Origin of the sequence: Dactylosporangium sp. NPDC000244 (assembly GCF_040300725.1) — a bacterium.
GTDB lineage: Bacteria > Actinomycetota > Actinomycetes > Mycobacteriales > Micromonosporaceae > Dactylosporangium.
This window is the reverse complement of the sequence record NZ_JBEPEH010000019.1, coordinates 47283-67789: the sequence shown is the minus strand read 5'-3', so window position 1 is coordinate 67789 and position 20507 is coordinate 47283. Positions and strand designations below refer to the sequence as shown.

The following is a 20507-nucleotide window of genomic DNA, read 5'->3' as shown; positions in this document are numbered from 1 at the left end:
GGTGCCCGCTGATCTGCCTTGGCTCTGCGTGATCATTGGACCGTCCTCGACGCGGGGTGTAAGGCTTTGTGGGTCGCCTCGGTACGCTGGAGGTGTTGCCCAGCTCCCGAGCACCGGATGTCATCATCGACCGATGGTGAATCAATGGCGGGTCGGCAAGTGGCAGACCTGGCAGGATATCGAACAGCACGTCAGCTCGGGTGAACTTCGCGAAAGTCACACGATCGAGTTCAAGCGAGACGATTATAACGCTGGCGATTCTGGGAATAGGGAACTCGCCAAGGATGTCGCTGCCATGGCCATTGATGGTGGTGTCGTGGTCCTCGGCATCGAGGAAGACAAAGAGTCTGGGCGAGCGGTTAGTCTGTCCTCGGTTCGTCTGAAGGGCGCCATCGAGCGGATCGACCAGGTCTGCGGCGCCCGTATTCAGCCTCCGCTGGCCTTGACCGTTTCCGATCGACTCGTTGATCCCAATGACGACACGCAGGGACTGATCACCATCGAGGTCCCCGCGACCGGCGTCCCTCACATGGTGGACAACCGGTATCTCGGACGTGCTAACAGAACTGTCCGGTACCTCGACCACCCTGAGGTGGCCAGGCTACTCGCCAGCCGGGAGGCCGACGCTGATATCGCCCAGCGGAACGTCGTTGAGGCGTACGACCTGTTCAGGAAGCACGGATTCGGCCCGGATAGCGCGGTCATCACCGCGACACCGATCCCGGCCCTGCGGCCGGACGCGCTGCGCGATTTCGTGACGGACGTCGATTGGGCCACGAAGCGCCTTCCGGGGCTCGTTGACACCGCTGCGGAACGTGTGCGGGGCCTGCTGGAGACCGCTCCCGAGGTCGCCAACGTGGTCTCGCCGGGGTGGGGTTGGTTCTCCACCGGTGCGGAGACGCGAAGCCCGCGACGAATCCCGCGGGGTGTCTCCTTGTGGTGCATCCGGCGCGACCAGTCCCAGGCCCACCGTATCGAGTTGGACGAGTCGGGGGCGGTGCGGGTAGCGACCGACGGCATCGTCTTGCGCAGCGAGACCACAGAACCGGAGTTTGCGCCCCGGCTACTCATGACGGTTGCTGTTCACGCCCTCGCCATTGCGTCCGTCGTCGCCGAGATGGCCGACACGCGAACCTCCTACGGCCTTGGCGTCCTCGTTCGCGACCTCGCCGGAGCGTACGCCAAGCCGCTGAACGGCTTCTGGGCACCGGGCGGCAAGATCCGTGATAACCGGACGCCCTACCGCGACGACGAGTACCTCCAGACCACCATCGTCAACGAGTCCACGCTCGCCACCGACCTGACCACGCCGATGGACGGCCTCTTTGGACCGCTGCTGCGTTCCATCGACTTCGGTGACCCCTTCCGGAAGCCGTCAGCGCCGTAGCAGACACGGGACGTTACGCGGCGAGCCGCACCAGTGCATAATCCCAAGGCGAGGGGACGATGTCGTCGTACGCTGGCGATGTGACGATCAGCGGTGACCTGGATCTGAGCCAGTTGCCCACCGGTGACTGGCTCTCCGGTCTGCTCCGCGTCCGCCCGGTCGTGCTGGACACCAGTCCCCTGACCTGCGATGTGATCAGCGTTGCCCGCACGCGTGGTGGCATGCCGTCACCGCTGCTCGTGGCCTTGCGGATTGGTGTGCTCCGTGGATACGCGGCGTCACATGTGTGGGCGGAGGTGCCTCGTGTGCTCGCCCGACGAGCCGGTCGCGCCAGGATCCCGGTTGAGGTACTCGAGGCGATCTGGTGGAACGAATACGTACCGTTGGTTAAGTTCGTCGACTGCACAGGGCTGCCCACGACCGATCAGGCCACGAACCTGACGCGTCGCGACCCGAGCGATGCGAACACCCTCGTCCTCGCCGGTCTCATCGCACCAGTGGTGGTGATCGCCGAGGACCGGGACATCGTTGCCAGCGGCTTGGCTTATGAGCAGTGGCGCGACTTCTACAACGTTGCTGAGACCATCACTACAGGCCGTTCCTACCTGACCGGCGCAACTGGACTCGTCGTCCTCGCGGGCCACGGGCTCGTCGGCGCCGGTCGGATGGCAGCCCGCGCTGCCCGAAACCCTTGGATCGTCGCGGCTGCCGCGCTCTGCACACTGTTGCTCGGCAGGTATGCGAACGGCTGGGTGCCGCAGCTGCGCACGACCTGGCGCGAGGGCGTCACCGGCCGGCGCGAGTACGGCGAAGCCCTGGCAAGGATGCTGGTCATCGCCGCGAGCAGGGTACGACGTGCCGAGGCGACCTGGAACGACGCCGAGCGCGGCGAGGCTGGCGCACCCCTGCTCCATCGGCTGGCACGAGTGCTCGCTGTGGCTGACGCACCCATGACTCGCACCGAGTTGATGCACGAACTCGGTCAGCCTGCTCGTCGCGCTACCATGGCGGCACTCGCCGACCTGCTGAGCCACCACCCAGCATTCCACGAGGCAACCCGAGGCCGGTGGCAACTCGGCCGTGATCGCATGGACTTCGGCGGATTCTCCCTCCCATGACCTCGCAGGCATCGCGCAGAAATTGACAGTCATCGCACTGAGATGATCAGACTCTGATGTCCCGTCGAGCGCATCGAGCCCTGCATCCGCTGGCGCCGACACGCTGGGAACGGTAGCTCCGAGCCACTCGCAGCTACCGGGTACCGGCGTGTCGATACTGGGCGGCCTCCACGGACGCGTACTCTACTGCGCCACGTAACGGTGAAGGGAGCGCGGGATGCCTGGGCAGCCAGCGCGGGACGTGTTCGGCCCCGCGCACGACTGGGGACGGCTGCGGCAGTGGGACGGTAGTCAACATCGCGCGTTCGAGGAGCTGACGTTCCAACTGCGCGACCCAGCCCCGTCGGGCTGGCGGACGGTCAAAACGGGCAACCCTGACGGCGGCCTGGAATGGTACGACCAGGCAACCGACGGTGCTACCCACGGCGGCCAGGCGAAATTCGTCGCCGACATTGACGACTTGATCCCGTTGGCTCGGGAGAGCCTCCGCACCGTCGGTGCGAACATGCGATTCCGCAGAGTCGTCCGGATGACCTTCTACGCGCCGTTCGACATGCCGGACGCGGCGCCGGTATCGAGCAGGGGCAGGTCTCGGCGCCCCGCGCGCCAGCGCTGGGACGAGGCTCTGCAGCGCTGGCAGTCCGAGCTTCCCGGCGTCGCTGGCATTGACGTCCAGTTCATCGGCGGTGGGCAACTGCTCGAACGGCTGACCCGTCCGGGGAACGAGGGCCGGCGGTGGTTCTTCTTCGGCGAACGGGCACTTGGGCGCGACTGGTGCGATCAGCGATGGCGGATCGCCGAGCGGACCGCGCAGGAGCGCTACACCCCCGATCGGCACGTCGCACTGCCAACCTCGCAAGTGCTTGGCGGCGTTGTACTGAGTGAGCAGTTCCTGCAGCGGCTCCGCGACCGTGTGCGCGCAGCTCACGACCAGGTATGCGATCTTGTCCGCTCGTGGCAGTCCTGGCTCATGAGGCACTCCTCGACGCATGCCACGAGCGCACTGCACACGGCGGTAGGCGAGGCGTGCGAAGACGCCGAGGTCCTCGTCCGCACCCTCGAGCAGGGTGTGGCCCAGTGCGGTATCACCGCGGAGCTCGCCACCACCGAGCTGTGCCGAAACGCCGCCGACCTCGGCGGCGTCCTTGAGGGCCTCCTCGATCGTATCCAGCGCCTGGCGGACGCCCTCGACTCGGGTTCCTCGACCGACCCGGCCCATGACCAGCGCGCCAAAGTGCCCGCCGATCAACAGGAGACTGACGTACTCGGGGCACCCCAGAAGCAAACGCCTTCAGACGCGCTGGCCGGCCTCCTCAAGGACGGCGGCGTCTGGTGGCGTGCGGCCCGTGCGACCGACGACCTCCTGCAGTCGCTGCGCAGCGACGAGGCCCGCGCCGCTGAAGCGGGCGCCTGGCTGATGATCGGCCCTCCGGGCCAGGGCAAAACCCATCTGCTGCTCGACGGCGCCCGCCGCGCCCTTGACCAAGGCCGCCTCGCCGTGGTGATCCTCGGCGAGGAGCTGAAAGGTGAAGACCCCCTCACCGAGATCAGCCGCCGGCTTGGCCTTGGCGATCTCGGCCATGACGTGCTGTTGCAGGCAATGGAGGCCGCCGGCGCAGCGAGCAGCGCACGGTTCCTCATGATTGTCGATGCCATCAATGATTCCGACGTGGCAGCGCGGTGGAAGGTTGAGTTACCTGGCCTGCTTGCGCGGGTTGCGCAGTATCCACACGTAGCGGTGGTCGTATCCTGCCGGGACACCGTACGCGACGTGGTGCTGCCCGATCTGCGTACGCTCGACCTGCCTGTCACCGAGCATCCTGGCTTCGACGGCGTCGAGGTCGAAGCGCTGGAGCAGTACCTCCGGAACGTGCCGCATGCCCTGCCACGGACTCCGCTGTTGCTTCCGGCGTTCTCGAATCCGCTATTCGTCAAGTTGTACGCTGAGGGGCTTCGGGCCCGTGCAGCACGGTCCACGAAGCCGGTGACGGTCAGCGGCTCCCAGCACCGGAGCGAGGTGTTCGAGCTGTTTCTGGACACCCGGGCCGAGATCATCTGCGACCAGCTGCGCATCGACCGGGCTGGCCGGCCCGTGCATCGAGCCGTGTCGGCGCTGGCGACCCGAATGGCCGACAACGGCCGCGACGTGCTCGACCGGGACGAGGCCCGGGTGATCGTGGACGCCTACGCGCCCGGCAAGACCGAGTGGCCGGACACGATGCTCGGCAAGCTCGTGTCCCACGGAATCCTCGCAGCCGATCGGTACTACGTCCCCGACGCTGACCCGCGGCTCGGTGTCGCGTTCTCCTACCAGGCATTCAGCGATGACCAGATCGTCCGGGCGATCCTGGACCGATACGCGTCCGACGTCGACGCGCTCACGGCAGATGGTCGCCTCCCCGAGGACTCCTTGCTGCGCCGATGGCTGCAGGACGCGGCACCGGGGCTGCAAGAGGCCGCGACGGTCCTGCTGCCGGAACGGACCGGTGTCGAGCTGATCGACGTGCTCGACGTCAGCGTTGACCCTACCCGGCCGTACGGGTTGTTCCGCGGCCTGTGCGACACCCTCCCGCTACGGGCGGCGGACGGCGTCACCGCACGAACGGTCGCCCTCGTGGAACATGGTCTCGCGAGCCCGGGACTCGACCGTGCAGCGATGCGGTCAATCCTGGCCGTGACGACGGAGCCCGATCACCCACTCAACGCTGACTGGCTCCACACGAGACTCCTCACGATGGAGCGCACCGTCCGCGACGTCTGGTGGGCACCCCGGATCTACGACACACTCAGCGAACACGGCCCCCTGCATCGGCTGGTGCGCTGGGCCGAACAGCTCCCGACACCACGACGACTCTCCCCCGACGCAGCGGACCGCCGGAACTCCCGCGTACGAGCTCACCGAGCAGGCATCCTCACCTCAGATGCGGTCGATCCTGAACCCGATGAGCCGCCAGCCGAGGTCGTCCAACTCGCCGCCACTACGCTGATCTGGACCCTCACCTCATCCAACCGTTTCCTGCGTGACCGCGCGACGAAGGCACTCGTCCAACTCCTCCTCGGCCACCCCGACGTCCTCAGCATGCTCATCAACCGCTTTCTCGGCGAAGACGCACGCCGCATCGACGACCCGTACCTCTTCGAGCGCCTCGCACTGACCACCTACGGCGTCGTCATGCGGGCCGGCGCCCGCTACCCCACCGCCGTAGAGCAGTTGGCGTCACAGCTGCTCACGCATGTCTACAGCGACCCGAAGCATCCAGCGCACGCATCGCGCAACACGCTGCTCTGCGACGCCGCCCGAGGCGTCATCACCAGCGCCGTGAACCTGGGCGTGCTCAGCCGCGAACAAGCAACCGCAGCCGCACATCCCCACGCGGCCGAGACGGTCGAGACGCCGCCGACCGAGGACGACGTCGAGGCGCGATTCCCCAGCACCGACGACATCCAAACCTCCTGGGGCAGAATCACGCTCTCTCTACACAAACAGGGTGATTTCGGGAATTATGTGGTCAGGCCCACGGTCCGGAAGATCAGTCGGCTGCCGATCCAGCGATCTCGCCCAGACCCGCGCGCCGAACGACGGCTACGAACAGTCCAGCTCAGTCCTGACGCCGTGCGTGCGTTCCAGACCAGTCTGCCGATCGCTGCCCAGAATGCAGCCACGCCAGCGAGCATAGAGCGCCTTCTCCGCAGCGACTGGATCGCCCGCGATGTCCTCAGCCGGGAGCAATACGAACTGCTCAAGGCATGCCCGGTCCCGCAGCCACACGACGAGGTGCTGTTCGACGCGCATCAGGATGTCGGTTCCGCTTCCCGATGGATCGTGGCCAGGGTGGCCTCGCTCGGCTGGAGCCCACACCAGTTCGGCGTGTTCGACAGCATCCATGGGCACCGTGGACGTGACGCGCACAAGTCAGAGCGGATCGGCAAGAAGTACCAATGGCTCGCCCTGCACGAACTCGGCGAACGACTCATCAACCACTACCACGTCAACGGGCTCGACAACGCCGCCGAGCCGGACTTGGTTGCCGCGTGGCAACGCGACCAGCGCGACCTCGACCCAAGCCTTCCTCCAGCACCTCACCCGATGCACCTCGACGAGGACCAAGGGCCCGATCCCGCGGACCACCGCGCCACGTTCCCTCTGGCCGAGCCGGAAGGCTTCTGGCTGCCGCCGCAGCCCGAGCTCCCCGACGTGCACGCCGTCGACGACTGGATCACCGGCACCGAATCGATCCCACCGCTCGAGGACACCGCTGAGCGACACGATGAACAGCGAACGCCCTGGGTGGTCCTGAGCGAGTATGCCAGCGATACCACGGACGGGCTCGGATTCCGCGGGCAGACTGGCCAGGCCGACCAGTCGTACTCCATCGACAGCTGGTTGGTCGCCGCCGACCACGCTGAGCTTGCTTTTGACTTTCTCAGGAAACGGACGCTGTTCGACGCTCGCATGCCCGACGCATCGCACACGTACCGGCGGTACCTCGGCGAACTCCCAAAGCCCGATTCGGACGGCCGCAACGTGGACGACATCGACAGCGAACTGCGGTTCGTCAATTACGATGCCACACCCCAGAGTGTCGTCGATTACGACGACGCACCCCAGGCGGAAGGCCAGCGTCCGCGAGCAGTCGGGCACCGTGTCGCCAAGCTTGTGCGATCTGACCTCGAACAAGACGCGAAACTCATCGGGCTGGCCCAGCTGTGGTCGGGAGAAACCGGGGAAGAGCACGCAGGCGCCGCATCCGATGCAGAGGTCGACGACTTCGATCCGATCAGCCAGCTGTACGGGCTGGTGCTGGATCGGGCAAACAACGACGCCAACGACAGCACCGACGACCTGGTGTACTTCTGCCGAGACGCCCACGGCGCGCCAGTACGGCTCATCCCGGCAACGCAGGAATACGTCGGCGAAGCCGTCACCACGGACTGCTCACTCGATGTCACCGTCAACGTGACACTACCCTCCGATGTACTCCTGAACGGCGCCGACCTCACCCAACACCCAGACCGAACGGATTGGTATGACGTCAGCGGACAGTGCGTCGCCACCCACCGCAGGACGCGACGACCCACCGGCACCATCAACACACTCCTGGTCCGAACCGACTGGCTCGACGAACGTCTCCGCAGTACAGGTTTCGGACTGCTCGTCGGCATGAAAGCGAACCGACAACCCACAGCCACCGACACCCTCCGACACTGGGCAGAACTGTCCCAGACCGCCGTTCGTACCGCCGAGGGCTCCTGGCGGTACGGCGACGTGCACCGGGATGTCAAAAACGCTGCGCAGTGATCTGGAACCTCTACGGCCGAGTACCCCGACACAATGCGGCCAAGCTGTCACCGGCGGCGACCTCGTAACGCACTGCGCCCGGATGGGCGAACCATCCGGGCGCAGCTGTCATCTGTGGCCGTTCAATCTCGCTCTCGTTAGGCCGCCGCGGGTTGCCGGCTGCTCTCAGTGTCCTGGTCAACGCCGAGCAGCTTGAGGAGCAGGTTCGTGGGCACCAGATAGCGTCGGCCGATGCGCAGCACCCGGACCGGGAAGTCCCCGGCCTTGGCCAGTTCGTAGGACTTGGAACGGCCGATGCCGAGCACGGCGCCGGCAGTCTCGATGTCCACCGTGGCGGGCAGCTTGCGGACGGCGTCGATCGTCCATACCTCGCCGGGGTTCTGGGTCGTGACGGTCATGGTGGTCGTTCCTCCTGCCGCCGGCTGTTGGCCAGCACCGCTCGATGTCGTTCCGAGCGTGCTCGGCGAGGGTGGATGCAGCGGTGCCCCGTAACGCTGGGGCGGTGACGGGTAGCGTCTCCGTCAACCCCGCGATTCCAAGGCTGCTCGCTCATGCTCGCGGGCCTGTTCCCGTTTCCACATCGCGAGGTCGTGACTGTGGCGTTCCTGGGCAAGGTCCCACCGGCCGGTCCGGACGCCGTATGCGCGGTGGCCGTGCTGCTCGCACCAGGTCGAGGGGAGCGCACCCGGCGAGTAGTGGGTGCCAAGGTTGCACCGGACGCACAGCGGCCCGGCGGGTGCCTCGTCGGTTTCGGGGAAGGTCCGCTCGTATCGGTCGGAGCCGCCGACCGCCAGCATGGTCGCCCGTTGCAGGGCGGGCAGCAGCGTGGCGGCGACCGCGCTGGTGATGAATGCCGGCAACCGAATCCGGCCTGGCCGGGCTTGGTCGGTGTCCAGGGTCCGGTCGGTGACTCGGGCGAGGAACTCGCCCAGTTGCGGCCCATAGAGGTCGAGCTGCCACTCCTGGTGGACCAGGGGATCGCCGTTCCACGGTTCGGGCGCCGCGACGACGGACAGCTCGCCGTGGCCCGGGTTGTCGACGTACAGCTCGAAGCCGGCCGGATAGAAGATCATGCCCATGGATGTCTCGCTCTCGTGCGGTGACGACTCGCAGAGACCCCTTGGCCCTGCCGCGTGGTCTCGCCGCGACGGGCGGCGAGTTCAGGCGCCATCGACCCGGGTGCGAGCGAGTTCTCGCAGGACTCGGGAGCCGTAGTTGTTGGTGTGGAACGCGACGTCGAGCTCCTTGCCGGTAACGGGCGCCCCCTGCGCGATCCGGTCCTGGGCGTAGGCGAGCATCTGCGCCCGCAGCGACGCACCTGACCCACCCCGCCGAGCCTTTGGACCAGCGGCGCCGCCGGTACCAGCAGCACTGCCCCGCTGACTGGTGCTGCGGCCACGAGTCCCGCGGCGGGCGGTCGCGCTGGGCTTGCCGCTGGCGTCTCGGGCGTTCGTCTTGCGGCCGGCAGGTGTTCCGTCTCCCACCTTCGTCTCACGGCCGACGGGCGCCCCGTCTCTCTGCTCTGTCTCGTCGCCGATCGCTGTCTCGTCTGCGTGAGCCGTCTCGCTGCTGGCAGTCGTTTCGTCTCTCGGCTGCGTCTCGTTGCCGATGGCCGTCTCGTCTTCCAGCTCCGTCTCGTTCCCGATGGCTGTCTCGTCTCCCTGGCCCGTCTCGCTGCCGCCGGTCGTCTCTTGTCGCGTGTTCGTCTCGCGGCTCGCAGTCGTCTCGTCCGGCTCGTCCGCGCTGTCGCGCGGCGGGACGACGGTTCGGGAGGCTTCCTCGTGTGGTGCCTGCTCCGGGCTGTCGGGACCGGCCGCAGTTGGGCGCGACGCCGGACGTCCGCGGCGGATCGCCTTTCGGGCCAGCTTGGCCGAGCCGTACTGCTCGATGGCGTCGACAGCGGCGTGCCAGGCAAGGTCGGTGGTGGTGTAGCCGTCGCGGACCGTCAAGAGCCAGGCGATGCGGGTGATTGGGCGCATGTACAGCCATCGGACCAGCCCGAAGCGGGGCCGGGCGGCTGGGAGCTTGCCTTCGGCGCGCAGCCGCGTGCGGTGCCGGTAGGTCGACAGGAGTTCCCAGAGGATGACGCCGGTCAGCGACATCAGCCCGTAGGAGACGGCCTCCCCGGTGGGGGCGAAGTTCGGGCCGGCCGCGTGCCAGTAGTTCATGACCGCGGCCCCGGCGGCGAAGCCCCAGGTGGCCGCGCGGAATAGCAGCGACGAGTCGCCGGCTGCGCGGGCGCGCCAGTCCAGTCGGGCGACGTAGGCGGTGGACAGCTCGAACCCGGCGGCGAAGATGATCGCGGCTGGGAGCGGCCAGTGCATGACGTCCATCGCGAAGCGGATCTGCCCGACCCAGGCGACGGCCATCGGAAACATGATCGGCAGGGTGAACAACGCCCACTCCGCCATCTGGGGGACCGCGGTGGTCAGCCGCGCCCAGCGGGCGGCACGGCGGGCCTGCCGCCGTTTGCGGCGCTCGCGCTTCTCCCGCTCGGCGGCGTCGCGTTCGCGGCGAGCCGCTGCGCGGCGAGCGTCCTGCAGTTCCAGGTCCAGCTTGGCGGCGCGAGCGCGCCGCTCGACGTCGGCGTCGGCGTTGAGCCGGTCCTGTTCGGCCCGGCTGATCTGGCGCAGTGTCCGCGCGTCGGTGACCTCCGCTCGCACCGTCTTCGCGGCCTGGAGCGTGTCGCTCGACTCGGCGTCGGCGGGGTGGCTGGTCAGGGTGGTCACGGCGTGGTCCTTCCGGTTCGGCGCGGTGTCCGGGTTGCGGTGCTCTGGCGTGCTGTGGAGCTGCGGAGGCTCTGGTACGGCTGGCCGTAGCGCTTCCGTCAACGCTGGCGGTGCTACGGACCTGGTGGTGCACCGTGATGGTGTCGGCGAACCGTTAGCGGACCCGCTACGGGTCGGGGCATTTGCCCTGGTGGGGCCCAAGATGGTCGCATCAGGCCAGGTACTGCCCCGGTGCGCGCGCCGCCGACGGTGTCGGCCGTGTTCGGCCGTACCGGCGGGTGGAGCTCGTCCGACGGGTGGCCGCGGGCGCGCCGGCCCGAACCGACTGGTCGCGGCCGGATCAGCACGTCGAACCTGAACGACAGGGCCGCGCGAGCGGCCCGTACGGCCGGGTTGGCGCGGATGTCCAGTCCTCCGTCGTGTGCGTGGTCCGGTCGCTGGGCCCCGGGTTGGGCGGGGCCGATCGGCGGTGGGTCCGCTGGGATGTCGGCTGGCGGGGCCTGGTGTGCGGCTGCGGGCGAGCCGTTCGACCATCGCGCACCAACGGCGCAGTTCCTGGCGACGGGCCTGGATCACCGCGCACCGCGGGCAGCTCAGTGTCTCCTGGGTCGTCACCCAGTTGGTCTGGCGCCGCCGCGCCCGGCAGGCCGGGATCGGCGTGCACGGTGGCGTGAGCCGGGCGAGGTCGAGGTGGATGCGGCCGTCATGGGCGCCGGTGACGTGTCGCTCGCCGGTCACGCTGTGGTGCTGCTGGGCCGGCCGCACGTTGGGAGCGGGCGCGATGGTGGTCGCTGCGGAGGCGAGGGTCGCGAGACGGCGCATCTGGTCGCCGATGCCGCGGGTGCCGTCCAGCGGGCAGGTCGCGTGCGGCCAGACGAACCGGGCGAGACGTGCGTACGGCGCCGGGGCGAGGACGACAACGTCGGTGACGTCCAGCAGGCCGAGCTGTTCGGCCTGCTCGTGCAGCCCGTCGGCAGTGATGGTGTGCCGCTGACCGAGCCGCGCGTCGTACCGCAGCAGCATGTCAGACAGCTCCACCAGGCCGTACCAGGCGGACAGGATCATCACCCTGGTGCCCGGCGTGCGGATCGCGTCGGCGGCGCGGCGGGCCGCCCGGTGGTAGCTGCCGACGTACAGCTCCCCGGCCGGTGCTTCGATACGGTCCGCTTTCCGGGCCCCGCAGACGACGATGATCAAGCGTTGCGGCGCTGGTGCCGGTTCCGGGAGGCTGCGCTGGCCGGCCGCGTATTGCTGGTGCTCGGCGACGGTCCAGCCCAGCCACGCCCAGCTCGGCAGCCAGGTGCGGCCGTCGGGGAAGGTGGTGCGATATCCCCGGCCGTGTCGCCAGGCGGCGACCGCAGGGCCGGCCGAAGGGTGCAGCAGGTCGTTGCGGATCCGTCGAGGTCCGCCGCCGTCGACGTCGACCAAGGAGGTTTTTGGCCCGATCGAGCGGAGGATGCCGCCGCCCTGACCGCCGTCCCGCGCCGGGAGCGAGCCGGACATGCAGTGGACCCGCTGGCCGGGCGTGACCCTACCCGGCCCGGTCGGCAGCGGCACCCCCATGCAGGTCTCGGTCGGCATCGCGAGCAGCGTCGTGGGCTGCCAGCCGGGCGTGACGGGGGCGTGACGGTTGACGGTGCCGTTGCGGTAGGCGGCGGCGTGCGGCCGGCACACGGTGACCTGCACGCCGCCGGACAGGCTGAGCTTCAGCGTCGCCCGGTTCGAGCACGCCGCGCACGCGTACGGGTTCGGGTGCGCGAGCCGCTCCTCGGCCACGACGGCGGGCTGGGCGGACTCGGGGTGGCTGCTGGTCACGGTTGGCGCTCCAGGGCTCGGGGCCGGCCCCGGCAGCGGGGCCGGCCGACAGCAGGACGGTTACCGGAGGTTCCGGGCGGGGCAGTCCAGCTCGTTGTGCCGCTCGGCAGTCGGGCCGCAGACGGCACCGGCGATCGCCCAGTCGAGCTCGGCGCAGGTCTCGGCCGGCTCGTGCAGGGTGCGGATCCGGGTCCGGTCCTCCGCCGCGCCGCACCGCCCGGTCTCGTCCCACTGGTTGCCACGCCACGGGCGCCGGGAGCCGGCCAAGGCCGGGTAGGCGTAGATCGGGTGCCCGCAGTGCCGGCAGGTGGCCACCTGGGTGCCGTCGGCGTAGCACTCGCGCGTGCCCGCCCGCAGCGCGATCGTGGTGGCAGCGCTGTCTTGCAGGATGCGGTGGACCTGCTCGGTGTGCGGTCCGCAGGCTGCGAGCGTGTGCCCGCGGCGGGCGAGCACGACGTTGACGGCCGTGACCGAGCACTCCTCCGCGTCGCAGGGCATCATGGCCGGTTCGTTCGCGTCCAGGCATCGCTGGCACCATGCCTCGGGAGCGTGTGCGCGCAGGCACGGCTGACGCAGAGGCTCCTGCGCGGCCCGAGCGCGGTGCTGCAGGTCGACGAGGTTGTACCCGCACCTCGTTTCGCCCTCGGGGAGCAGCAGGTCCGCGACCGCGGTGCCGTCAGCGCGCACGTGGAGTGCGGTCACCGTCGCGGCGGCGCTGATGCCCGCAGCGGCCACGCTGTCGCCGACGCGGACGGGGATGCTGTACGCGCCACGCGGGAGGATCACCGAGCGGCTCGGGACGCCGCTGCGCCACGCACCGCGGGTCGTCAATTCGATGCCGCTAACCTCGAAGTCACCCTGGTGATCGGGCCGGACCGAGGTGACGTCGAGGGCGAAGCCGACGGCGAGGGTGCGGTACGTGTGGCCGCTCTTGGCCGCGCCAGGGGATACCGTGATGCGGTCCCCGGGCCGCAGCCCGTACACGTCAGCGCTGGTCATGCTGGGCTCCTTCACTGTGGTCGCAGAGTGGGCCGAGCCGAACGAATCCGTCGCGATGCCGGCAGCTGACACGTCGTGGAGGACCCATGCGTCAGTGGGTTGGCGGGTTCGGCTCGGGTGACGAAGAGTTGGTGGATTCGGCGCAGCTCAGCTGTCGACTTCGCCGAAGTCCTCGGCGTTGAAGTCGGCACCGTCAAGGCGTGCGGCTGCGGCGTATAGCGAGAGGCCGATGTCCTGGAGATCGACGGTCATCCCGTGCAGGTAGACGACCAGGGCCCGCATCGGCTGTGGCGCGGCGCCCCATTCCACGACGAGGAAGTCGGTGAGGAACTCGCGTGCCTGCTCGACCAGCGGCGTGGCGTGTGTTTCGCCCACGAGCGCGACTGCGGCGGCGACCATGGCGGATCGAAGATGGTAACCACTGCGACGCCGATCGCGGCGGACGGTCCACTCGACAAAGCCCAGCTCACGCAGGACGAGACGTCGGGCCTGACCGTCGGTGACTCGGTGTTCCGCCAGGCGTCGTACCGTCGCCCGCAGGATGGTCGACTCGCCGAAGACACCGGTCTGGAACGGGCACGCCGGGCGGCACGGGGCGTTACGGTGTGTGCCGCAGCCGACGCAGTTGCCGTTGTGGTCGTACTCGGCAACGGGCGTGGTGGCCCGCCCGTTGGAGCGTTCGGGTCCGTGAGTTGTGGTTTCGGGCATTTCCGGACACCTTTCACGCTGAGGACCGGGTGTGACTGGTTGTGGAAGTGCCGCGCGGCAGCACTTCTCGCAGGCTGGTGCCTAGGTGCGGTCCAAGGGCAGGTACCAGCCGCCACCCAGCTCGCCGGGCTCGAACAGGTCCGCTCCGCGCTCGCGGTAGACCGCGGTGAGCAGCCGGTTGATCTCAGCGAGTTCCGCGTAGGGGTCGCCGTCGCGCTCGCCGAGCCACAGACGCTCCCCCGGCTCGTCCGCGCCCTGGAACACTTCGCCGTCCTCGTCGGGCCACAGCACGCCCTCGGCGCTGGCGAGATCCCACAGGATGATGCGGTCGTCGTCCCCGTCGCCGGGATGGTTGAGGTACGCCATGACGGCGTCGGGAAAGCGGCGGCGGATCCGGGTGATCACCTCATCGAGGAGGACGTCAGCGGTGTCGCGCTGCCCGTCGTGGCTGCTGGCCCGGTGAGCGCCACGTGCGTCGCCGGCCGCCGGGTCTGCTTCGTTCGACATGGGTTCCTCCAGACAGAACGCGGGATCGGGTGGCCGGCTGGCCGCGCAGGACCTCATCGCATACGCGGCCAGCCGAAGCGCGAGCGGTCAGCCGTCCAGCCGGGCGGACGCCGTGGCGCCATCGCCGGACAAGGCGGGCCCAGCCGCGGGACGGACCGCGATGTCCGCGAACCGCGCCGTCTTGATCGACCGGAACGGCTCCGTCCAGGAGCTGCGCGGGTCAGCCGCGTCGCGGATGGCACCCTCGGTCGTGTACTCCACGGCGGCATTGAGTCGACCGATCCGCACGACGACCCCGACACGCCACCGTCCCCGCGAGTCGATCGCCGCGACATTGCCGATCTTGAGGTCGGTGCCGAAGGTGAAGCCAGCCGCCTCGACCTGGTCGCGGTTGGAGTAGCACGCCACCAGGCGGATCAGGTCTTCGATGGGCGGCGTCGTCTGACGGCTCTGACCGGAGTCGGAGGACGTAGGGTTGGTCATTGGAAACACCTTTCGCAGTGGTGGTTGTTTCCGCAGCCCGGCCGGTGTTCCAGCACCTGCCGGGCGCCTTCACCACAAGCGTATAATAAATGGTATAGTAAAGTCTAGGGGTGGGCTGTCTTTTCTCAGACCTTTTTCTGTACGCTGCAGGGATGCCGCAGAACGAGCCCCGGCCGTCCCGACCCGAGGTCTCCGAAGGAATGGCTGCTGCCCGCGACCGTGGCGTGCGACTCGGACGACCGCCCGCAGCACTGCCCGAGGGCGCGCCGCGAGCGGCAGAGCTCCGCGCCGCCGGCAACTCCCTGGCGCAGATCGCCGCCGCCCTCAACGCCGAACAGGTCGCGACGCCGTCCGGCCGCGGGCAGTGGACGAAGAGCAGCGTCCAGTACGTGCTTGCTCGCTACGACCAGGAGCACGCCGACGAGGCGTAGCCAAGCCGCACCGCGTTAGCCGACGCATCCACGAACCGCCGCACCGGGCGGGACGGCTCACGGCCGCCGGCCATCGCGAGGCGCCGCGGTGCGGTTGCCCATTGGTGCCGGCGCAGCCGACCCGTAACTGTCCGATCCAGTCGAAGGTTTCAAACGGTCTGTCCGTGGACCTGCGGTTCGCAGAGTAGGTCTGACCGATGGAGCCGGATTTTGGTCAGACTTACCTTGCGGATTCAGTGGATCTTGATTGTTGGCCGGCAGTGTCGTGATTGGGTTTGGGACGGGCAGCACCCCCGGCGTTGTGCGAGCCAGCGGCGGATGCGGGAGATGGCGCCGTCGAGCCCGGTGAGTGAGCGGACTGGTCGCCGGCCAGCAGGCCGAGGACGGTGGTGATGACCACGGCCCAGACCCAGGCGGCGATGCTCTTTGACGCCGTTGAACCGGGCCATCCGAGTGGCGATGTAACCGCCGCAGTCGTAGGCGACGAACGTGATGATCGGCAAAGCGAGCGCACTGATGACACCGATCGTCGATGGGCATTGCTTGTCGTGCTCGTGTACCTCGCGGTCAGGGTGTCGAGCGCAGTGCCGGCATGGCTGGTCGGGCTGCAAACGAGGTTAGCGTCGGGTGCACCAGGGTAGGTTGCGCGCTGTTTGAGGGGGTGCGCCGTTGACGTCATCTGACACCTTGGCCACCGCCGACGGGTGGAGTCGTGGGATGACCGTTCGTCGGCGTGTGCTGGACGCGGTGTCCTGGCTGACCACGCCGCTGCTGCCCGATGACTATCTCGGGCTGGTCAATCCGCTGTGGTCGCTGCGGGGCCTGCGTGGCCGGGTCGAGGAGGTGCGGCCGGAGACCGCCGCCGCGGCGAGCCTGGTGATCCGTCCGGGGATCGGCTGGACGGGTCACCGCGCCGGTCAGTACGTGCGGGTGGGGGTCGACATCGAAGGTGTCCGGCACTGGCGGCCCTTCTCGCTGTCCTCGTCACCGCACTGCCCCGACGGGCGCCTCACGATCACCGTCAAGGCCACCCATGACGGGCTGGTGTCGCCGTACCTGGTGCGCCGGGTGACGCCCGGGACGATCGTGCGCCTCACCCCGGCCGAGGGTGACTTCGTGCTACCCGAACCGATACCCCAACGGCTGTTGTTCCTGACCGCGGGTAGCGGGGTCACGCCGGTGGCGGCGATGCTGCACAGCCTGGCCGCCCTGCAGCGAGTGCCCGACGTGGTACTGGTGCTGTCCGCGCCGACCCCCGACGATGTCATCCTCGGCCCGGCCCTGCGGACACTCGCCGCAGGATGGAAGAGCCTGCGGTTGTACGAGCGGCACACCCGCACCGGCGGCCGGATCACCATCGCGCAGGTCCGTGACATCTGCCCCGACTGGCGCGAACGCCACACCTGGGCCTGCGGCCCGGCCGGGATGCTCGACGACGCACAGCGGCACTGGCGGCGGGCCGGCGTCGGTGACCGCCTGCGGGTCGAGCGCTTCCGGACCGCCCGGGTGTCCGGCGGTGCGGGCGGCTGCGTCAGGTTCGCCGCGAGTGGAAGCACGGCACAGGCGGACGGCAGCACGCCACTGCTGGCCGTCGGCGAGCACGCCGGTGTGCTCATGCCCAGCGGCTGCCGCATGGGCATCTGTCACAGCTGCGTGGTACGGCTGCGCTCCGGCCGGGTCCGCGACCTGCGCACCGGCCGCGAGCACGGCGACGAGGGTGAACTCATCCAGACCTGCGTCACCGCGGCGGCCGGTCCTGTCGAGATCGATGTGTAGGAGACCCACCTGTGCCTGTACCCGAACATCTCACCGAGGTCGACATCAAGGAGATCGGCCGCGAGCTCGACCGAATCCGTGACGAGGTCACCGCCAGCCTGGGCGAGGACGACGCCCGCTACATCCGTCGGGTCATCGCCGTCCAGCGGGGCCTGGAGGCGGGCGGCCGCACCCTGCTGGCAGTCTCGATCCTGCCGCCGGCGTGGCTGGCCGGCACCGCGGCGCTGGCCGTCGCCAAGATCCTGGAGAACATGGAGATCGGCCACAACGTCCTGCACGGTCAGTGGGACTGGATGCGCGACCCCGACATCCACTCCACCACCTGGGAATGGGACCACGCCTCGCCGGCCGACATGTGGAAACACTCGCACAACGTCGTGCACCACACCTACACCAACGTGCTGGGCAAGGACCGCGACATCGGATACAGCGCGATGCGCGTCAGCCCCGAGCAGCCCTGGCACCCGATCTACCTCGCCCAGCCGCTCTACAACGCCGCACTGGCCGTCGTCTTCGAGTGGGGCATCGCCATCTACGCCGTCGAGCTGGAACGTGCGTGGCGGGGCGAGAAACGCTGGGGTGAGGCACTGACCCAGCTGCGCGGGGTGCTGCGCAAGGCCCGCCGTCAGGTCATCAAGGACTACGTGGTGTTCCCGCTGTTGGCCGGCCCGTCGTTCGTCCCGGCCCTGCTCGGCAACCTCCTCGCCAACGTGGCCCGCAACGTGTGGTCACACACGATCATCTTCTGCGGCCACTTCCCCGAAGGCTCCGAGGTGTTCACCGAAGATCAACTCGACGGCGAGACCCGCGGCGAGTGGTACGTGCGGCAACTGCTGGGCTCGTCCAACATCGACGGCGGCCCGCTGTTCCACCTCATGTCCGGCAACCTCAGCCACCAGATCGAACACCACCTCTTTCCCGACCTGCCCAGCAACCGCTACGCCCAGATCGCCCCGAGAGTCCGTGACCTCTGCGAACGGTTCGGGCTGCGGTACAACACCGGATCCCTCGCCCACCAGACCGCCAGCGTCTGGAAAACCATCTTCCGCCTCGCCCTGCCCAGCTGGAAATCAGCCCAGCAGCGACTCGCAGAGTAATCCTGACCTTCGCAAGATCACTCGCAACCTTGGTCTGACATTCGCAACCTTTGGCGATACAGGACAGTAACGCCCTAGAACCGGAGTGGACGGACTCCCGCTGTGTTGCGGGAGCAAGTTATAGGCTCCGGTAACCGGAGCGACGGCCGACCGGGCGCGGTCAGCCGTTGAGCAGCGACGATGCGTCGTCGCTGGGTGGGCCCGTCATCGGCGCTAACGGTGTCGGCAACGGCGGTCGGTGACCGTGGCCTGGTGATCGAGCAGCACTCGCCGAAGGATGCCGACGCGTCGCCGAGATCCAGTCGTGGCCGCGATCGGCGCCACCTCTACCCTGGGCGTCCCGCCCGGATCGCTCCGCGGTACACCGAGCAGGAGATCGCCGACATCGCCGCGGCAGCCACCGCCGCGGGGCTGACGCCGACCGGGTTCGTCGGCGAAGCCGGCCTGGCCGCCGCCCGCGGCGACCAGCCGACGACGTTGGGCCGTGAAACCCTCGCGCAGCTCCAGGTCGAGCTGTTCGATGCCCGGGTCGCGGTCGGACGGATCGGCACCAACCTCAACCAGGGCATTGCGGCGTTGCACGCCACCGGCGATGTGCCGGCCTGGCTGGTGCGGGCCGCGGCGCTGTGCGAGCAGCGGATGCGGCGGGTCGATGACGTGATCGCCCGGATCGACCGGGCCCTGCGATGATCCCCAAGATCGGCCGAGGTCGTCGGGTGTACGGGCTGCTGCGCTACTTGTACGGGCCGGGGCGACGCGAGGAGCACGTCGATCCTCACCTGGTCGCCGCATGGGACGGCGCCGGGCCGCTGTCGAGCCTGGAGCCGCCGATCGGCCCGGACGGCAAACCGGATCTGCGCACGCTCGTCGACCTGCTGGAGCAACCGGTCCGGCGCGGGGTCAACCCGCCGCGCCAGCCGGTGTGGCACTGCTCGATCCGCACCCACCCGGAAGACCGGTGGCTCACCGACGAGCAGTGGGCGCGGATCGGCGCCGAGGTCATGGCCAAGGTGGGACTCGCACCGCACGGCGACTCCCGCGCGGTTCGGTGGGTCGCCGTGCGGCACGCCCCGGATCACATCCACATCGTCGCGACGCTCGTGCGGCAGGACCGGCGCACAGCGTGGGCACGCAACGACCGATGGCTCGCCCAAGCAGCGTGCCGAGACCTTGAAGAACGCTACGGGCTGCACCGGGTCGGCCCCGCCGACCGCACCGCACACACCCGACCGACCACCCGCGAGGTGCATAAGGCCGCCCGCACTGGTCGGCGTGAACGCCCCCGCGACGAGTTGCGTCGCCAGGTCCGCCACGCCGCCGCCGTCGCCGACAGCCAGGAGCAGTTCTTCGCGCTCCTGCGAGACACCGGGCTACTCGTTCGGACCCGAACGAGTACCGTGCACGCCGGGCAGGTCACCGGGTACGCCGTTGCGTTGGCGAGCCACACCACAGCTGCGGGTCAACCGATCTGGTACGGCGGTGGCCGGCTCGCACCTGACCTCACGCTGCCGCAACTGCGTCGTCGCTGGGGTCAACCCACCGGCTCGGTCGCGCCGCCTCCACGGCTGGTCCAAGCCGAGCTGTATGACGAGGCCGCCGGCGCGGTCCGCGCCGCTGCCGACCTGATCGGACAGCCGGGCACGGATCGAGCGGCTGCGAGCGCCGCAGCATACGCCGCGGCAGACACGCTCACCGTTGCTGCCCGCCTACTGGAGGGTGATCGGCGCGGTCCGCTGCACCGGGCAGCCGAGGCCCTCGACCGGGCCACCCGAGAGCCCTACCGGCGACCGCTGCCGTCAACCAGCCGCCGAGGAGCGCTGCGCTCGATGTCACGGCGCCTGCGGCTGGCCGGAGAGCTCAGCGACGGCAACGCGATAGTCGGCATGCTCCGGCTGATCCGCAACATGTCGATGCTCGCCGACTCCCTCGCCGAGCTGCGTGACGCCCAACGTCGTCTGCACCAGGCACGCGCCGCCCGTACCGCAGCCCGGCTCCTGCGTTCGGCCGGCACCCGCAACAGCATGCCCGGCGGCCACATCCCGGACGTGACCGCAGCACCGCCGTCAACGCGGCCATCAACCATCCCGCCAACGCGCCCCAACGACGCTCGACGGCAACCCGGGCCGGGCGTCGGCCACGGCAGATAGGGGAAAGGCTG

The 20507-nt window shown here is 69.0% G+C and carries 16 protein-coding genes; 9 read left to right on the top strand and 7 right to left on the bottom strand.

The genetic code is table 11. From position 1 onward, the window contains the following. Window positions 1-133: 133 nt before the first annotated feature. The 3 genes from ABT369_RS26590 (at window position 134) to ABT369_RS26580 (ending at window position 7804) form a co-directional block, all read left to right on the top strand. The gene (locus ABT369_RS26590) at window positions 134-1387 is read left to right on the top strand and encodes an AlbA family DNA-binding domain-containing protein (protein WP_350615868.1); all 1254 of its coding nucleotides are present in this window, start codon (window positions 134-136) and stop codon (window positions 1385-1387) included. 80 nt (window positions 1388-1467) lie between these two features. Next, window positions 1468-2505 (top strand): PIN domain-containing protein, encoded by a 1038-nt coding sequence (locus ABT369_RS26585; RefSeq protein ID WP_350615867.1) that lies wholly within the window; start codon window positions 1468-1470, stop codon window positions 2503-2505. 217 nt (window positions 2506-2722) lie between these two features. Beyond that, complete coding sequence (locus tag ABT369_RS26580) at window positions 2723-7804, top strand: NACHT domain-containing protein (protein ID WP_350615866.1); 5082 nt, start codon at window positions 2723-2725, stop codon at window positions 7802-7804. A gap of 137 nt (window positions 7805-7941) precedes the next feature. Here ABT369_RS26580 and ABT369_RS26575 read toward each other — a convergent pair whose 3' ends face one another. The 3 genes from ABT369_RS26575 to ABT369_RS26565 all read right to left on the bottom strand — a co-directional run bounded on the left by ABT369_RS26575 (window position 7942) and on the right by ABT369_RS26565 (window position 12036). After that, the gene (locus tag ABT369_RS26575; RefSeq protein ID WP_350615865.1) at window positions 7942-8202 is read right to left on the bottom strand and encodes a DNA-binding protein; all 261 of its coding nucleotides are present in this window, start codon (window positions 8200-8202) and stop codon (window positions 7942-7944) included. Window positions 8203-8325: 123 nt separating this feature from the next. Then, window positions 8326-8883, bottom strand: coding sequence for a hypothetical protein (locus ABT369_RS26570; protein WP_350615863.1), 558 nt, complete (start codon window positions 8881-8883; stop codon window positions 8326-8328). Between the two features lie 81 nt (window positions 8884-8964). Beyond that, a complete protein-coding gene (locus ABT369_RS26565; RefSeq protein ID WP_350615861.1) occupies window positions 8965-12036 on the bottom strand; it encodes a DUF6884 domain-containing protein in 3072 nt (1023 codons plus the stop codon). Between ABT369_RS26565 and ABT369_RS26560 the strand changes: the two genes are divergently transcribed. After that, on the top strand, window positions 12035-12160 hold the full coding sequence (locus tag ABT369_RS26560) for a hypothetical protein (RefSeq protein ID WP_350615859.1): 126 nt from the start codon (window positions 12035-12037) through the stop codon (window positions 12158-12160). The genes ABT369_RS26565 and ABT369_RS26560 overlap by 2 nt on opposite strands. Before the next feature lie 248 nt (window positions 12161-12408). Here the strand turns inward: ABT369_RS26560 and ABT369_RS26555 are convergent, their stop codons facing one another. The 4 genes from ABT369_RS26555 to ABT369_RS26540 form a co-directional block, all read right to left on the bottom strand. Then, window positions 12409-13347, bottom strand: a complete 939-nt coding sequence (locus tag ABT369_RS26555) for a hypothetical protein (RefSeq protein ID WP_350615858.1) — start codon at window positions 13345-13347, stop codon at window positions 12409-12411. A 147-nt stretch (window positions 13348-13494) separates the two neighbouring features. After that, window positions 13495-14055 carry a hypothetical protein gene (locus ABT369_RS26550; RefSeq protein ID WP_350615856.1) on the bottom strand — a complete coding sequence of 187 codons (561 nt, stop codon included), beginning with the start codon at window positions 14053-14055 and terminating at the stop codon, window positions 13495-13497. An 81-nt stretch (window positions 14056-14136) separates the two neighbouring features. Next, on the bottom strand, window positions 14137-14562 hold the full coding sequence (locus ABT369_RS26545) for a hypothetical protein (RefSeq protein WP_350615854.1): 426 nt from the start codon (window positions 14560-14562) through the stop codon (window positions 14137-14139). An 87-nt stretch (window positions 14563-14649) separates the two neighbouring features. Next, complete coding sequence (locus tag ABT369_RS26540) at window positions 14650-15045, bottom strand: hypothetical protein (protein ID WP_350615852.1); 396 nt, start codon at window positions 15043-15045, stop codon at window positions 14650-14652. Window positions 15046-15269: 224 nt separating this feature from the next. Between ABT369_RS26540 and ABT369_RS26535 the strand changes: the two genes are divergently transcribed. The 5 genes from ABT369_RS26535 to ABT369_RS26515 all read left to right on the top strand — a co-directional run bounded on the left by ABT369_RS26535 (window position 15270) and on the right by ABT369_RS26515 (window position 20496). Further along, entirely contained in the window at window positions 15270-15476 is a 207-nt protein-coding gene (locus ABT369_RS26535) for a recombinase family protein (RefSeq protein WP_350615850.1), read from the top strand. 717 nt (window positions 15477-16193) lie between these two features. After that, on the top strand, window positions 16194-17252 hold the full coding sequence (locus ABT369_RS26530; RefSeq protein ID WP_350615848.1) for a ferredoxin reductase: 1059 nt from the start codon (window positions 16194-16196) through the stop codon (window positions 17250-17252). Window positions 17253-17263: 11 nt separating this feature from the next. After that, window positions 17264-18349: a fatty acid desaturase family protein gene (locus tag ABT369_RS26525; protein ID WP_350615847.1), complete on the top strand. Its 1086-nt coding sequence runs from the start codon at window positions 17264-17266 to the stop codon at window positions 18347-18349. A 252-nt stretch (window positions 18350-18601) separates the two neighbouring features. After that, window positions 18602-19039: a hypothetical protein gene (locus tag ABT369_RS26520; protein WP_350615845.1), complete on the top strand. Its 438-nt coding sequence runs from the start codon at window positions 18602-18604 to the stop codon at window positions 19037-19039. A gap of 26 nt (window positions 19040-19065) precedes the next feature. Continuing rightward, window positions 19066-20496: a relaxase/mobilization nuclease domain-containing protein gene (locus tag ABT369_RS26515; protein WP_350615843.1), complete on the top strand. Its 1431-nt coding sequence runs from the start codon at window positions 19066-19068 to the stop codon at window positions 20494-20496. The last annotated feature ends 11 nt before the right edge of the window (window positions 20497-20507 follow it).